We start from the raw sequence: 15,049 nt of genomic DNA on the forward strand, positions 1-15,049 counted from the left end.
TAGTTCAAAAAAAATCCCCAAGCGTGGCTTAGGGATTTGTGTATAAGAGACAGCCCATTGGGTGCCTTTTTTGATCGCGTTTGGCCTCGCTATTCAAGAGACACCAAGCTGATGATTACTCTGCTTGGTGGATACTCTCTTGAATCGTCAAACGTACTTCTGGGTAAAGCATTGAGTAGAGAAGCTTAGCGAATTGCTGAGTCTTTTCTAAATCACAGTTACCATCGTTATCCAGATATTGCTGCTGTTTCAGAGTTGCAAACATCGATGCAAACACGCCTTTATCGAAGAACTCTGGTGCATTGATGCCTTGTAGACGACCAAGTCGCTGTGCAATGTCTTGGCTCTTCTGTTCAAGATCGGATTTATCCAGGTCAGGATTCTCTGCCAACAGGTTTAGAGCAATCGAGTAGCGCTGTAGCGTCTCTGAAATCGTACGACCTAATAGCATCAGTGCTTGGCTGTTTGATTGGTTGATGGTGACTTCGTCATCAGAAATCACAAGCATACCTTGGTTAACCAGCTCTTCAATGATGTTAGAAACCACGCCTTCAAGCTTATCTTCTTCGTAGCTTAGGAATAGCTCTTTCTTCAAGAACGGGTAGATAGCAGCAACGTTCTCTTGAATCGCGTCAATCGATAAACCGCGCTGACGAATGGTCATCTGTGCAATTAACGATGGCAGAGCAAACAAGTGAATGATGTTGTTTCGGTAGTAGGTCATCAGAATTGACTGGTGACGGTCTAGTGAAATGATGTCGCCCATTGAGTCTGATTCAATCAAGAACTTGTTAAGTGATTCAGCATGTTTTACCAATTCTTCAGCGCTGTCTTTTGGCACTGTGAACGTTGCCGAATATGGAACGTTCTTAAGCAGAGACAGGTAGCAATTGATCTGAGAAACCAAAGAGTCACGAGACAATGCGCGCTGTCTTGAAGCCAATAGTGCCGTTGCACAAAGGGTCAGGGCATTGGTTGCTGCCGCATCGTTAATGTGCGTCATCATTTTGGTCGCTAAGTCATTAACCACTGGGTTCATCCATTGTGGCTTGCTGGTGCCCATTGGATCGATGTCTTTGGTCCACTCTGGTGAGTGCTCATTCAGGTATTGGTTCAGTTGAATCGGCTCACCGAAGTTCACGTAGCCTTTACCAAAGTTACGCAGCTTACGAATGGTACGAATCACCAAGCTCGCGTTTTCTTTCTCTTTACGCTTACCTCGAAGCTCTTTCGCGTAAGTCGCTACTTCCATAACGTGCTCGTAGCCAATGTACACAGGAACCAAAGTCACCGGACGGTTCATACCGCGCAGCATTGCTTGGATTGTCATCGCTAGCATGCCCGTTTTCGCTTGCAATAGACGACCTGTACGAGAACGACCACCTTCACTGAAGTACTCTACGGAGTAACCTTTAGCGAACAATTCCGCTAGGTATTCACGGAAAATCGTCGAGTACAGCTTGTTGCCTTTGAAGCTACGACGAATAAAGAACGCACCACCATGACGGAAAATAGGACCGGCAGGGAAGAAGTTCAGGTTGATACCCGCAGCGATGTGCGGAGGCACCATGCCTTCGTGGTAAAGCACATAAGAAAGCAGCAAGTAGTCCATGTGGCTACGGTGACAAGGCACGTAAACAATCTCGTGACCATCTTGAGCCAACTTACGAACCGTTGAAGCGTTGCTGATATGCAGGCCTTGGTACAGCTTATTCCATAGCCAACCGAGAATCTTCTCACCACGCTTGATCAGCGAATAAGAGAAGTTCGCAGCAATCTCGTCCATGATGTCTTGAGCTTCTTTGCTCGCTTTCTCGATCGAGATGTTCTTTGCTTGTGCTTCGTCTTCAATCGCTTTCTTGATCGCTTCTGATTTTAATAGGCGATCAAACAGAGCTTGGCGGCTTGGCAGGTTAGGACCTGATGCAGCAAGCTTTTGGCGAGAGAAGTGAATACGTGCCACGCGCGCCAATTTGTGCGCGATGGTGCTGTCGGTGCCGTGCGAGTTAGCCATGTAGCGTAGAGAAACCACTGGGCTGAAACGAACCAGACAGTCACGACCGGCTAGCAATACAGCTTTTGATTTCTCTAAGCCGTTCATTGCCTGTAGGTAAGGCTTCTGGTTATTCTCTTTACCAGGCTTACGTCCCCACAGCACTGTAGCTGGGATAACTTGAACATCGAGTTCAGAGTCGTCAGCGTGCAGTGAAAGCAATTCAGAGAACACTTCAATTGAAGAGCTTGGTACATAATCATCGTCTTGCAGCAGAGTTTTGCGAGAAGAGATGAAAACGTAGCGTTGCAGTGATTTGCCGTTGATTTCAAGCTTGCTCAACGGATCAGGTAGGCCTAATTCAAGTGCATGTTTTTGCAATGTAAGAATGTCTACGCTTGAGCGAAACGGTAAGGCGTATACAATCGGTTTGCTCAAATCAATGTTCAAATCCTCAACAGGGTTTGAAGGAATTGATGTGCCCTTTACCAATAGGGATAAAGGTAGCTTCATTAATGAACGTGAAAAAGATTGTCCAGAAGACATATAGGTTCACTGCCTCAATAGTTATTTCAATGTGCTGAAGCGTATCTCTATTTCTATGATAAAAAGGATAAATCCTATGAGTGAAATAGGGATAAGCCTAGGCGTAAATTTAATCGATGCAAGAATACCAGAAACTGGTCTAACCTTTTAATGGAAATAGTCATATTGCCGTTAAGTTTGTGGAAAATCATTCATCGACTGATTGAGTATAGGGTTAAAAATGACCAAAAAATCAAACACCGGATTCAAACGCATCATCAAAGCAGCAGGCTTTTCATGGCAAGGCATTACGAGTTCGTTTAAAAACGAGGCTGCATTTCGACAAGAAGTGTTCATGGCGGCGGTGCTTATTCCGTTGGCATTTTACTTAGATGTAAGCCAAGTTGAGCGAATCTTGATGATCTCATCGGTGGTGCTAGTGATGGTTGTTGAGCTAATCAATACCGCGATTGAAGCGGTAGTCGACCGAATCGGAAGTGAACATCATGAGCTTTCTGGGATGGCAAAAGATGTCGGTTCGGCGGCGGTTTTCATCTGTTTAGCACTAGCAGGTTATGTGTGGCTTGATATCTTGTTTTTGTAATTCGTTAAAAATGAACTAAAAACAACCAATTGCTTTGCTTTTGTTCAGTTACTGGATATACTCACAGTCAACTGTATAAAAAGACAGGTGAATCATGAAGCCGTTAACGCCCCGCCAGCAACAAGTCTTTGACCTTATTAAAGGTAAGATCGAAGATTCCGGTATGCCACCGACACGTGCAGAAATCGCGCGTGAACTAGGCTTCCGTTCTGCTAATGCTGCAGAAGAACATTTGAAAGCTCTTGCTCGTAAAGAAGCGATTGAGATTATCCCGGGTGCGTCTCGCGGTATTCGTATTTTGCTTGAAGATGCAGCAAACGAAGAGCAAGGTTTACCATTAATAGGTCAGGTTGCCGCAGGTGAGCCTATTCTGGCTCAAGAGCATGTAGAAATGCATTACCAAGTTGACCCAGGCATGTTTAAACCACAAGCTGACTTCTTACTTCGTGTGAATGGCGAAAGTATGAAAGACATCGGTATTATGGATGGTGATTTATTGGCTGTTCATAAAACTCAAGATGTTCGTGATGGTCAGGTTGTCGTGGCTCGTGTCGATGATGATGTAACGGTAAAGCGCCTAGAACGTAAAGGTTCAACGGTTCTGTTACATGCTGAAAATGAAGAATTTTCTCCAATCCATGTCGATCTTGAATCTCAACACTTGTCTATTGAAGGCCTTGCGGTTGGTATCATTCGTAACACCGACTGGATGTAGCCATTACAAATAGATTATTGATATTCATTCTCAATAACTTGTTATTGTAATTGATATTCATTATCATCTTCTTTGTCGAGATACAAGGAAGATGATGATGCCAAACCCAACCAAACCTCAAATGAAGCTGCTTGCTCGTAAGCCGCGCTCCTCTGTTCAAAAGGCTTCTTCTGAACAAGGGTCTGCACACCAAGAATTCCAAGTTCCGACCAATCTCGTTCAACATCTTTGGTTTCGTAGTCGTGAAAGCCTAGCCGATGACGGTCTCGTTTATGATCCTATCGCAGCTCAAGCCTGCAAGCGTTGCCAGCTCGCACCAGAATGTCTTACTGGTGAGCTCGATCAGCAACAACTTCTCTACGCAACACTGACTCAACTTTGTGACTCTCAAGTTCAACAATTTCTATCTCACAACCCAGATGCTTGGATCATCAATGTTGGGGCTGGGCTCGACACCCGTTTCTACCGTTTAGATAATGGCCGCTGTCATTGGGTTGAGTTAGATGTCACGGAAAACCTTGTGTGGCGCCAACGTCTGTTCCACAAAAATGAACGCTATCGTTTGGAGTGTGGTTCTGTCGATGACCTGACTTGGTTGGATGAACTCAATATTCCAGAACAAGCCTCGGTGATGGTGGTGTGTGAACATGCTCTGCTGGATTGCAATGAACAGCAGACGGCGAACTTCATTCAGTCTTTGAGTCGCTACTTTACTCATGCACATGCGTGTTTAGTCTTAGCTGGAGATAAAAGCTCAAGTACGTTGGGGCAAAAACTTGGTTCAGGAAAGTATGCGCATGGCCTATCTTCTCCAATAGACAGTGTTCTCAATTGGTTGCCATGGGCACAATGGGTAAAAGCGTTTTCTCCACTAGACCAAAAATGCAACCGTTGGAAATTGTGGCAGCGACTTCTTTGTAAGATCTCTCAGGTCAAAAAGCGTTTAACGCCGCAGTTAGTGCTCGTTAAGTGGTAATCCTAGGTGTTTTGTATTTCGAGTAACTGAGTACATAGCCGGTATAAGTAAAATTCCACAACATAGTGAAAGCCCACCCACTAGGTTAAACTATCGCCTCTAATCTAAGAGGTGATCGTGAAGTTATTTAATCCCCAAACTATTTTTCAAACGCTATCCAATCAGGCGATGCATAAAAAAGTGCTGTTGCTCGCGATCCCGATGGTTCTCTCTAATATTACTGTTCCACTGTTGGGCTTAGTCGATGCGGCGGTTATCGGTCACCTAGAGCACTCTTGGTATTTAGGTGGTGTGGCGCTGGGCGGCACAATGATCAGCGTGACCTTTTGGTTGCTTGGTTTCCTGCGTATGTCGACAACAGGGCTAGCTGCACAATCTTATGGTGCGAATGATGGCAAGCAACTAGGCTTAGTTTTTGTGCAAGGCGTGACCATGGCCTTAGGGTTTGCTGGTGTCTTTTTACTTTTACACAGTTTAGTCGCCGATTTAGTTTTCTCATTGAGTAGCGCCAGTGATCAAGTTAAGCACTATGGTCAGCAATATTTCTCAATCCGCGCTTGGAGTGCACCTGCCGCGCTGACTAACTTTGTGATTCTAGGTTGGCTGCTCGGGACTCAAAACGCCAAAGCGCCAATGTGGATGGTGATCATCACCAATATCACCAATATCGTTTTGGATATCGTTTTTGTTATCGGCTTAGGGTGGCAAGTGGAAGGTGCTGCATTGGCATCTGTAATGGCTGATTATGCCGGTCTAACATTTGGCCTAATTTGTGTTTACCGAATCTGGGCGAAGAAGCAGTTACCATCGCCATGGGATCTGCTTAAGAAAACCAGCCAAGGTTTGAGTCGTTTCGTGAAATTGAATCGCGATATCTTTCTTCGTTCATTATGCCTACAAGCGACTTTCACTTTCATGACCTTCCAAGGTGCAAGCTTTGGCGATGATGTTGTTGCGGCCAATGCCGTGTTGATGAGTTTCTTGATGATCATCTCTTATGGGATGGATGGCTTTGCCTACGCAATGGAAGCGATGGTCGGTAAGGCGATAGGCGCGAAAGACAAAGATGAGCTGAACCAGTCATTGATTGGAACTTTCTTCTGGAGCTTCAATATTTGTTTGGTACTGACCATAGTGTTCGCACTCGTTGGCTCGAGCTTAATCAATATGATCACCACAATCCCAGACGTGAAGAGTCAAGCCGAGGTGTATTTACCGTGGTTAATCGCAATGCCATTGGTGTCTATGTGGTGCTTCTTGTTGGATGGTATTTTTGTTGGAGCAACTAAGGGCAAGGATATGCGCAATAGTATGTTTGTTGCGACCTGCAGTTTCTTCGCGATTTTCTATTTAGCATCAGGTTTAGAGAACCATGCACTGTGGTTAGCGATGCTGAGCTTTATGGCAATGCGCGGAATTGGTCTTGGTGTGTTGTTTGTTTCTCAGTGGAAGAAAGGGGAGTTTCTCGCTTAGCTCGAGGGCTCTGTTTGTGGAGAGTAAATGAGGCTGTACAGGTAAAGGGGTATTTAGAACATCATGATCTAATTACTATCAATACCTTAACATTCAATATCTTAAATAAAAACAGCAAGCGCATGGCTTGCTGTTTTATGCATTTGGCCTATGGGTGGTCAAATACTCCTATTGGTTCTATATCTAGAATAAACGGTTAAGCCCGTTGAGTGCTGCAACACGATAAGCTTCCGCCATCGTTGGATAGTTAAAGGTCGTATTCACAAAGTACTCGATGGTATTTGCTTCACCTTTCTGCTCCATGATCGCTTGTCCGATATGGATGATTTCAGCGGCACGCTCACCAAACACGTGGATACCTAAAATCTCTTTGGTTTCGCGATGGAACAGGATCTTCAAGCTACCAATATCTTTACCCGCAATTTGAGCACGAGCTAGGTGTTTGAATGAAGAACGTCCTACTTCATACGGTACTTTAGCTGCGGTAAGTTCTTGCTCGGTTTTACCAACAGAACTGATCTCCGGGATGGTGTAGATGCCGGTTGGAATGTCTTCGATAAGGTGGCGTTCAGCTTCACCTTTCACAATTGCTTGAGCCACAAATCGACCTTGGTCATAAGCCGCGCTTGCTAGGCTAGGGTAGCCAATCACATCACCGACAGCGTAAACATGGTCAACATTGGTTTGGTAATTGGTATTTACTGAGACTTGCCCACGCGAGTCCGCTTCTAAGCCAACAGCACCAAGGTTCAGTTTATCGGTATTACCCGTTCGGCCATTGGCATACAGTAGGCAATCAGCGCGCATCTTTTTACCTGACTCTAGGTGAATGATCACGCCATCATCAGTGCCTTCAATTTTCTCAAAGGTTTCATCGTTGCGAATCACGACACCGCTGTTCCAGAAGTGATAAGAAAGTGCATCTGAGGTTTCATTGTCTAGGAATGACAACAGACGGTCACGAGTATTGATAAGATCGGTTTTTACACCCAAACCGCGGAAAATCGACGCGTATTCACAACCAATAACGCCAGCACCATAGATGATGATGTGTTGCGGGTCGTGTTTAAGAGAAAGAATCGAGTCACTGTCGTAGATACGTTCATGCAGGAAGTCGACGTTATCTGGTTGGTAAGGGCGAGAGCCTGTCGCGATAACAAATTTGTCTGCACTGTAATGTTCTTCAGTGCCATCGCTTTGCATTACCGAGACAGTGTTGGTATCGATAAAACGTGCAGTACCAAAGACCAACGTGCACTGGTTGCGGTCGTAGAAGCCTTGGCGTAATCGAGTCTGCTTGTCGATAACCGATTTGGCATGCCCCAAAATGTTAGAAAACGTTGAGTGTATGCTTTTGTTGTTCTGACAAAACAGCGGATTACTGTTGAATTCGATAATACGACTTACGGCATGACGCAGTGCTTTTGAAGGAATTGTTCCCCAGTGAGTACAACCACCACCAACGCTGCTCTCTTTCTCAATGATTGCAACGTTCAACCCGGCTTTGGTTAATCCCATCGCTGCCCCTTCTCCTCCGGGGCCACTACCAATTACGATTACATCAAAGTGGTTGGAGTGCGGCATAGATATCTTCCTTGTTATATTTGATTAACATTGCTTTAGCGAGATTTTAACCGATTCTGTTCTCGGGTACATGAAAAGGGCATCAGAGAGTCGGTGGGATCACGCAGTGTTATCGAAAAAATAATATTTGGTATGTCGTATGTCTCCAAATGACAGCGTGGATATTGAAATTTTTTCTTCGAACGTATTTACTTCGGTACGTGAACAAAGAGGTATGTTTAGTGTCTTATATAACCAGAGTGCCTTATATAAATAAGTGATTCGCGTTATATTGAATAGAGTATTAGACATGCCTGTTTAGGCTGTAAAAGAAGAAATTGATAAAGTATGAAACCAATGGGCATTCGCGCACAGCAAAAAGAAAAAACTCGTCGCAGCTTAATCGATGCAGCATTTAGCCAACTCAGCGCCGATCGTAGTTTTTCCAATCTAAGCTTGAGAGAAGTCGCTCGTGAGGCTGGAATAGCACCGACTTCCTTTTATCGTCACTTCAAAGACATGGATGAGCTTGGCTTAACCATGGTTGATGAAGGTGGCTTACTGCTGCGCCAGTTAATGCGTCAAGCTAGGCAACGCATAGTAAAAGAAGGCAGTGTGATTCGTACATCGGTTGAAACCTTTATGGAATTCATTGAAAGCAGCCCTAACGTATTCAGACTGTTATTGCGAGAGCGCTCAGGAACTTCATTTGAGTTTCGTGCAGCGGTAGCTCGTGAGATACAGCACTTCTCTGCTGAGTTAACCGAATATTTGATAACGACTGGCATGACACGAGACGAAGCTTTTACTCAAGCTGAAGCCTCCGTTATCTTGGTCTTCAACTCAGGGGCAGAAGCATTAGATTTAGATCGACGTCAGCGAGATGAACTGGCTGAACGCTTGATCATGCAATTGCGAATGATGGCCAAAGGGGCTTTTTGGTATCGTAAAGAACGTGAACGTAACCGATTAAAAGGCGGGATTGAATAATGTCGAATGAAAATAATACTGTAAACCGTGGTTCAGAAAGAAAGACACTCGTACTTGCTGTTATTGCCGGTGTGTGTGGTGATGCTCTGTTATCTTGGGTAACAATGAGCGAAGTGGGCTTCTCTATTTTCCCACTGATTGCTTTAGTCTTGGCTGTACAAGCACTTTACCAAGAGTACCTAACTAACCCAGTATCTGAAGATATTCCACTAGTAGGTTTGGCTTGTTTCTTTGTAGGTGCATTTGGCCACTCGGCTTTTGTGAAGGCACAACACCCTGATGCTGGCTCAAACTTCTTTGCGATTATTGTCGCGATGCTGCTTCTTGCATGGGTAGGTAAGAAACTCGGCTTTATCGGCAAAACTGCTTAAGCTGATTTAGAAATTAAAAAAACGAGCCAATGGGCTCGTTTTTTTGTATCTGCTGTTTGGCTTAGACCTGAAAGCGATACTTACGCTTTACGCTCTAGGAATACGCCAGCTTCCATGTGGTGCGTGTAAGGGAACTGGTCAAACAGAGCAAAACGAGTGATGTCGTGCGTTTCGCTTAGGATGTCTAGGTTCTCTTTCAATGTTTCAGGGTTACAAGAGATGTACATGATACGCTCGTAGCCTTGAACCATCTTACAAGTATCAACATCCATACCTGAACGCGGTGGATCAACAAAGATAGTGTTGCAGTTGTAGCTCTTAAGATCGATGTTCGCTTGCTGTAGACGACGGAACTCACGCTTGCCTTCCATTGCTACAGTAAAATCTTCTGCAGACATACGGATGATCTGAACATTTTCAATGTTGTTCGCAGCGATGTTGTATTGCGCAGATTCTACTGACGGTTTCGCCAGTTCAGTTGCCAGTACACGCTCGAAGTTTTGTGCTAGCGCTAATGAGAAGTTACCGTTACCACAGTAAAGCTCAAGTAAGTCGCCTTTGCTGTCTTGAGTACAATCGACAGCCCATTCCAACATTTTCTCTGCCACTTTGCCGTTGGGTTGAGTAAAGCTGTTCTCTACTTGTTGGTAGATGTAGCTATCACCATTCACATCTAGCTTTTCAATTACGTAGTCGCGGTCCAGTACGATTTTCATCTTACGCGCACGGCCAATCAGGTTTAGGTTAAAACCTTCATCGTTTAATTGCTGCTTAAGTGCTTTAGCATCTTGAATCCACTGTTCACCTAATTGACGGTGGTAAAGCAATGACACCAAAATTTCGCCGCTTAACGTAGAAAGGAAGTCTACTTGGAATAGCTTGTGGCGCAGAGAGTGGTTGTCCTTCATTGCATCTGTTAATAGAGGCATTAGGTCATTGATAAGACGGCTAGCTGCAGGGAACTGGTCTACGCGGTATTTTTCTTTAGTCTCTTGATTGAACATGACGTAATACATATCGTCACCTTCATGCCACACGCGGAACTCAGCACGCATGCGGTAGTGTTGTTCTGGAGATTCATACACTTCCAGTTCAGGCACATCATATTCTGAGAACATTTCTGTAAGACGCTCTGTCTTTTCTGCCAGTTGTTCTTGGTAGCGTTGCGGGTTTACATCTAAATTCGCCATTGTTATGCCTTTTGCTGTCGTGCTTTTAAATCAAGAGCGCAGATTTTATTCAATCACAGGCGCTTGTCCAGTGTTGAGAGCCATTCAATGTAAATCGACCATGAAAACTATAGCTTATAACTATCTTAGACTAGACAAATGATTCATAGGTCAATACTATCTTCGGCAAGCTGGTGTCATTTAGATGTATAGATGGCTGAAGAGGGAATCTGGTGTAAATCCAGAACTGACGCGCAGCGGTAAAAGAGAACGAGTATTCATAAGACACTGCAAATAGCTTTTTGTGGGAAGTCGAATATCAGGTAACCATAAGGTTGTGCTCTTGAGTCCGAATACCTGCCAGCGGCCAAGTCATAAGATGTGGTTTGGTAGGACTTTACGCGATTTAGGATCACAACATGAACAAATCCCTTTTAGCGGTTGCTGTAGCATCGCTGCTTTCACCTATCTCCAATTTACACGCCCAACAAGCATCTGCCGACGAAACCATGGTGGTTACGGCTAACCGTTTTGAGCAAAGCACGGAAAGTGTTGTCGCTCAAGTTGAAGTAGTAACACGCCAAGATATCGATCGAATTCAAGCTAAGTCTCTAACAGATGTGTTTAGACGATTGACGGGTATTCAGGTTTCACAAAATGGAGGCCGAGGACAGCAAGCTTCGATCTTTGTTCGTGGTGCTAACTCTGATCAAGTGCTTGTTCTCATTGATGGTATTCGTTTTGCGCGAGCTGCAAAGGGTGGTGTCGATTTTAGCCAGTTACCAATTACATTCGTTGACCGAGTGGAATACGTTCGAGGAGCTCGTGCCGCTATGTATGGCTCAGAAGCTATTGGTGGTGTGATTAATATCATTACAGTTGCCAGTTCTGACAATGAAGAAACGGTAGTGAGTGCGGGATTAGGCAGCCGTGATTATGAAGAGTTAAGTTTTGTTAGTGGTACCAAAGTTGGCGAAAATGGTCATTTGAATGTATCGGTTGGTTACGATTCTGATGAAGGCTATAACGTTCACCCCATGCCCGGAGTAAACGATGGCGACCGTCATGGGTTTGAATCACGTAATGCTTTGATTGGGTACGTACATAACTTCGACCAACAGTGGAGTGGCTTTGCGAACTTCCGCATGTTTGAAACCATTTCTCAATATGATGGTTCGTATGTTGATTTTAATACCGGTAACCCAGTCCATTCTTACAAAGAAGCTGAAGTTCAAAATTCGACCTTTGCTACTGGTGTTAAATATAGTGGCAGTGAACTTAAGTCTGATTTCTTAGTTAACTATCAGAATCAAGATAACTGGAACTACGAACAGTCTTTAGGCAAGAACTCAGCGTCAGCAACATCTGATGAGCTTGAACAGCTAAATGTTCAATGGGTGAATTCATACAAACTAACGTCGTCACTGACTCTTAGTGGTGGTGTAGATTGGCGTGATGAGGCTTATATTGTTAAGCCTTCGAATACTGAATACGACAGAACGAATGTTGCGTACTTCGCTGCATTAAACGCAGATGCGGATAAAGTGTTCGGAGAACTGAGTCTTCGTGTTGATGACAATGAGCAGTTTGGTACAGAAACTACTTACAACACAGGGTTAGGCTATCGTTATGCTGAGTGGCTTGTTGTAAAAGCAGCTTATGGCACATCCTTCAAAGCACCTAACTTGTATCAACTATATAGCTACTACGGTAATGCACAGTTAGAAGCTGAAAAGGCAGATTCATTTGAACTGACTTTTGGTGGCTTAATCAAGGATGTTGATTGGTCGATTACTGGCTATGATACGAACGTCGAAGACTTAATTGATTACAACTACGCGACAAGCAAGTACTACAATACTGATGGCGAAAGCCAACTACGTGGTGTGGAAATGGTCGTAGGATTTGATACTAGCTTTATTAATCATGAAGTGAGCGCTAACTTTCAAGACCCCGAAGATCAATCTGGTGAGCAGTTAGTTCGCCGCGCAAAGAAGATTTATAAGTATAACGCGGTAGCTAGTTTCGATGATGTTGATCTGTCATTGGGGTACCAATACGTAGGAGCACGACCAGATTTCTCTGAAGAGTTGGCTGCATACAGTTTGTTTGATGTTTCAGTTAACTACTATGCAAATGAAAATCTTACTTTAAATGGTCGAGTCGAGAACCTTACTGATGAAGAGTACGAGACAGCTGGTGGATACCCATCTCCAGAGCGTACATATTACGTAAATGCTACTTACCAATTCTAATTTTCACCTAAACCGCCTTCGGGCGGTTTTTTCTTATTGGGTATATCAATGAAAAAGAAAGTCGTCATAAGTTGGTCGTCAGGCAAAGACTCTACATTAACCCTAGAACGTCTACTTGAAAGCACCGAGTATGAAGTTGTTGCTCTCTATACTACGTATGTTGGAGATGAGGTTCCTTTCCAAGTCACGCCAATCGAGGTTGTCAAAATGCAGGCAACATTGATCGGCTTGCCATTAATAACTATTGAGCTGCCGGAAGTCTTCCCAAGTAACGAGATCTATCAAAGTACGATTGTTACGGCGCTTAAAGGGTCGGGTTTATCAATTGATGCCGTGGCATTCGGCGATATGTTTTGCAATGGTATTGCTGATTACCGAAGAAGTTATATAGAACCTGCGGGTTGGGAGCTTGTATTTCCTCTACTGGGAGAGAGTAGCCAAGCGCTGGCTCAAGAAATCATAAATAGAGGAATCGAAACCTTTCTCGTCACAGTTGATAGCGATGCATTAGACATGAGCTATTGCGGGAAAGAATACACGCCTGAACTAATAGACAGTTTGCCAAGTCACGTCGACCCATGTGGAGAAGATGGTGAGTTCCATACCTTAGTCACGTCAGCGCCATGCTTTAAAGGTAAGCTTAAGATAGAGCTAGAAAATGTAGAGCAGGGTGAGCGCTTTGGGCATCAACGCTACCGAGCTTGCATTATGTAGAGTGATGATTGGCGAAAACTAGGTGAAGGGGTATCATTGCTGCGGAACTTATTACAGGTAATGGTTGTGTCGGAAAGCATACAAAAAAACATATTGGTCTTTGATTCTGGAGTTGGCGGTCTGTCTGTATATAAAGAGATAAGCCAGTTACTACCCAATCACAACTATATCTATGTATTCGATAACGAGGCTTACCCTTATGGTGAGCTCGATCAGCAAGTCCTCATTCAGCGAGTCCAAAGTATCGTCGCCAGTTTTGTGGCGAGTCACGCTATTGATATCGTGGTGATAGCTTGTAATACGGCCAGTACGATAGTCCTGCCGACACTTCGCGCTAATAACCTTATCCCTATTGTCGGCGTAGTCCCGGCAATCAAACCTGCTTCGTTACTGGCTAATAAAGCGGTTGGCCTTATTGCGACTCCCGCGACGATTACTCGTGAATACACACACGAGCTCATCAAAAACTTCTCGAGTAATAAAAGAGTAGAGCTGTTGGGTTCTACTCGGCTGGTGGATATGGCCGAAGATAAACTCAGAGGCGAGGAGATTAGCCTTGAAGAGTTACAGCAAATCCTTCAGCCGATGATCAACACAATTGATGTGGCTGTATTAGGATGTACTCATTTCCCATTGATCAAATCAGAGATTCAACAAGTACTAGGTGAAAGTGTAGTGCTGATAGATTCTGGTAAAGCGATAGCTAAGCGGGTTCAAGATTTGTTGGGTTTGGAAAGCGTTAATAAAGAAGGGGGAGTACGTGAAGTTTTTTGTAGTGCACTTCCTAAAAAAGAAAGTGCACTAAATAGTATGTTAAAGCAGTTAGGGTTTAGCTCAGTTCAGATTCGTCCGCTTCAGGATGTTTAGGATCATTTGCAACACGTACTTTTAAAGTGCGTTGCATGTAATCTTTATCGTTAAGTGCAGAGATTGCATGATTCACATCATTACTTGCCATAACAACAAATCCAAAGCCTCTTCTTTTACCAGTACGTTTGTCTTTCATTAAACGTACTGCAAATACTTCACCATGCTCTGAGAATAATTCACGTACATGTGATTCGTTCGCTTTGTATGGAAGGTTACCCACATAAAGTGTTTTGGTTGAAGCCTTAGGTTCTGAATCTGATTTTGAGTCGGTGCTTGAAAAGTTAACAACAAAAGCGGAAGCCAAGACACCAAGGATAAAGGTAATTGCAGGCGATATATCTACCTGAGAGAAAACAATGCCGCCTAATACAGCCAGTGCGACAATTAACAACATCGATTTTTTTGAGTTCATATCGGAATACTACATATTAATAAACGAAATAGACGCATCTACCATTAACAAAATAGACACATGAATCTTACGTTCATGGCTTCCATTTTTCCAATGTATTGCTGTGATACGTCTCAAATGTTTAGTTTTTATTCGAAAAATGCGGATCTGGTGGCTTTTTAGGCGAACAAAACTTTTATTTCAAAAAGCCCTTGTGCTCCATCTCAATCTCTCTATAATGCCGCCTCACCGACACGGAGTGAGACGAAAGTCACACAGCGAAATCGGTAGAGAAAAAGAGTTTGAAAATAACCCTTGACTCTCAAAGTGGTGCAGGTATAGTACGCACCCCTAGCGACTGAGATGTGAATCACAAAACGCTAGCGCTCTTTAACAATTTAAACCTATCAATCTGTGTGGGCACTCGTTGATGAATATCA

At 43.9% G+C, this 15,049-nt stretch carries 13 protein-coding genes and 1 riboswitch; of the genes, 9 read left to right on the forward strand and 4 right to left on the reverse strand.

The features are described from left to right. Positions 1 to 115: 115 nt before the first annotated feature. Positions 116 to 2,539 carry a glycerol-3-phosphate 1-O-acyltransferase PlsB gene (gene plsB, locus AB6E52_RS21670; RefSeq protein ID WP_102319725.1) on the reverse strand — a complete coding sequence of 808 codons (2,424 nt, stop codon included), beginning with the start codon at positions 2,537 to 2,539 and terminating at the stop codon, positions 116 to 118. Positions 2,540 to 2,759: 220 nt separating this feature from the next. Here plsB and AB6E52_RS21675 point away from each other — a divergent pair, with 220 nt between their 5' ends. The 4 genes from AB6E52_RS21675 (at position 2,760) to dinF (ending at position 6,286) form a co-directional block, all read left to right on the forward strand. Then, positions 2,760 to 3,122, forward strand: a complete 363-nt coding sequence (locus AB6E52_RS21675; protein ID WP_102319726.1) for a diacylglycerol kinase — start codon at positions 2,760 to 2,762, stop codon at positions 3,120 to 3,122. 94 nt (positions 3,123 to 3,216) lie between these two features. After that, on the forward strand, positions 3,217 to 3,837 hold the full coding sequence (gene lexA / locus AB6E52_RS21680; protein ID WP_019820514.1) for a transcriptional repressor LexA: 621 nt from the start codon (positions 3,217 to 3,219) through the stop codon (positions 3,835 to 3,837). A 97-nt stretch (positions 3,838 to 3,934) separates the two neighbouring features. After that, positions 3,935 to 4,813, forward strand: coding sequence for a class I SAM-dependent methyltransferase (locus AB6E52_RS21685; protein WP_102319727.1), 879 nt, complete (start codon positions 3,935 to 3,937; stop codon positions 4,811 to 4,813). Between the two features lie 117 nt (positions 4,814 to 4,930). Beyond that, positions 4,931 to 6,286, forward strand: a complete 1,356-nt coding sequence (gene dinF / locus AB6E52_RS21690) for an MATE family efflux transporter DinF (protein WP_017061047.1) — start codon at positions 4,931 to 4,933, stop codon at positions 6,284 to 6,286. Positions 6,287 to 6,469: 183 nt separating this feature from the next. On the opposite strand, the gene sthA is transcribed toward dinF, so the two are convergent. Then, on the reverse strand, positions 6,470 to 7,870 hold the full coding sequence (sthA, locus tag AB6E52_RS21695) for a Si-specific NAD(P)(+) transhydrogenase (protein ID WP_017061048.1): 1,401 nt from the start codon (positions 7,868 to 7,870) through the stop codon (positions 6,470 to 6,472). A 327-nt stretch (positions 7,871 to 8,197) separates the two neighbouring features. Between sthA and fabR the strand changes: the two genes are divergently transcribed. Next, positions 8,198 to 8,839: an HTH-type transcriptional repressor FabR gene (gene fabR, locus AB6E52_RS21700; RefSeq protein WP_010438693.1), complete on the forward strand. Its 642-nt coding sequence runs from the start codon at positions 8,198 to 8,200 to the stop codon at positions 8,837 to 8,839. Beyond that, positions 8,839 to 9,210 (forward strand): YijD family membrane protein, encoded by a 372-nt coding sequence (locus tag AB6E52_RS21705; protein ID WP_017061049.1) that lies wholly within the window; start codon positions 8,839 to 8,841, stop codon positions 9,208 to 9,210. Before fabR ends, AB6E52_RS21705 begins: the two co-directional genes overlap by 1 nt. 80 nt (positions 9,211 to 9,290) lie before the next feature. Here the strand turns inward: AB6E52_RS21705 and trmA are convergent, their stop codons facing one another. Next, positions 9,291 to 10,400 (reverse strand): tRNA (uridine(54)-C5)-methyltransferase TrmA, encoded by a 1,110-nt coding sequence (gene trmA / locus AB6E52_RS21710; protein ID WP_017061050.1) that lies wholly within the window; start codon positions 10,398 to 10,400, stop codon positions 9,291 to 9,293. 154 nt (positions 10,401 to 10,554) lie between these two features. Then, positions 10,555 to 10,759, forward strand: a riboswitch (cobalamin riboswitch). A gap of 39 nt (positions 10,760 to 10,798) precedes the next feature. On the opposite strand from trmA, the gene btuB reads away from it, so the two are divergent. The 3 genes from btuB to murI are packed head-to-tail and all read left to right on the forward strand — an operon-like array spanning position 10,799 to position 14,215. Beyond that, on the forward strand, positions 10,799 to 12,634 hold the full coding sequence (btuB, locus tag AB6E52_RS21715; protein ID WP_102319728.1) for a TonB-dependent vitamin B12 receptor: 1,836 nt from the start codon (positions 10,799 to 10,801) through the stop codon (positions 12,632 to 12,634). Positions 12,635 to 12,682: 48 nt separating this feature from the next. Then, positions 12,683 to 13,348 carry an ATPase gene (locus AB6E52_RS21720; RefSeq protein ID WP_102319729.1) on the forward strand — a complete coding sequence of 222 codons (666 nt, stop codon included), beginning with the start codon at positions 12,683 to 12,685 and terminating at the stop codon, positions 13,346 to 13,348. A 60-nt stretch (positions 13,349 to 13,408) separates the two neighbouring features. Further along, on the forward strand, positions 13,409 to 14,215 hold the full coding sequence (gene murI / locus AB6E52_RS21725) for a glutamate racemase (protein ID WP_017061053.1): 807 nt from the start codon (positions 13,409 to 13,411) through the stop codon (positions 14,213 to 14,215). Here the strand turns inward: murI and AB6E52_RS21730 are convergent. Then, on the reverse strand, positions 14,178 to 14,630 hold the full coding sequence (locus AB6E52_RS21730; RefSeq protein ID WP_017061054.1) for an RNA-binding protein: 453 nt from the start codon (positions 14,628 to 14,630) through the stop codon (positions 14,178 to 14,180). The genes murI and AB6E52_RS21730 overlap by 38 nt on opposite strands. Positions 14,631 to 15,049: the final 419 nt, after the last annotated feature.

Source organism: Vibrio sp. 10N.247.311.13, assembly GCF_041467595.1.
In the GTDB taxonomy this organism is placed as follows: Bacteria; Pseudomonadota; Gammaproteobacteria; order Enterobacterales; family Vibrionaceae; genus Vibrio; species Vibrio crassostreae_C.

Bases quoted from the DNA above. Each gene is read 5' to 3' on its own strand.
- plsB (WP_102319725.1), bottom strand. From the start codon at position 2,539: ATGTCTTCTGGACAATCTTTTTCACGTTCATTAATGAAGCTACCTTTA.
- trmA (WP_017061050.1), bottom strand. From the start codon at position 10,400: ATGGCGAATTTAGATGTAAACCCGCAACGCTACCAAGAACAACTGGCA.
- fabR (WP_010438693.1), top strand. From the start codon at position 8,198: ATGAAACCAATGGGCATTCGCGCACAGCAAAAAGAAAAAACTCGTCGC.
- AB6E52_RS21730 (WP_017061054.1), bottom strand. From the start codon at position 14,630: ATGAACTCAAAAAAATCGATGTTGTTAATTGTCGCACTGGCTGTATTA.
- murI (WP_017061053.1), top strand. From the start codon at position 13,409: ATGGTTGTGTCGGAAAGCATACAAAAAAACATATTGGTCTTTGATTCT.
- AB6E52_RS21705 (WP_017061049.1), top strand. From the start codon at position 8,839: ATGTCGAATGAAAATAATACTGTAAACCGTGGTTCAGAAAGAAAGACA.
- AB6E52_RS21675 (WP_102319726.1), top strand. From the start codon at position 2,760: ATGACCAAAAAATCAAACACCGGATTCAAACGCATCATCAAAGCAGCA.
- AB6E52_RS21685 (WP_102319727.1), top strand. From the start codon at position 3,935: ATGCCAAACCCAACCAAACCTCAAATGAAGCTGCTTGCTCGTAAGCCG.
- btuB (WP_102319728.1), top strand. From the start codon at position 10,799: ATGAACAAATCCCTTTTAGCGGTTGCTGTAGCATCGCTGCTTTCACCT.
- AB6E52_RS21720 (WP_102319729.1), top strand. From the start codon at position 12,683: ATGAAAAAGAAAGTCGTCATAAGTTGGTCGTCAGGCAAAGACTCTACA.
- lexA (WP_019820514.1), top strand. From the start codon at position 3,217: ATGAAGCCGTTAACGCCCCGCCAGCAACAAGTCTTTGACCTTATTAAA.
- sthA (WP_017061048.1), bottom strand. From the start codon at position 7,870: ATGCCGCACTCCAACCACTTTGATGTAATCGTAATTGGTAGTGGCCCC.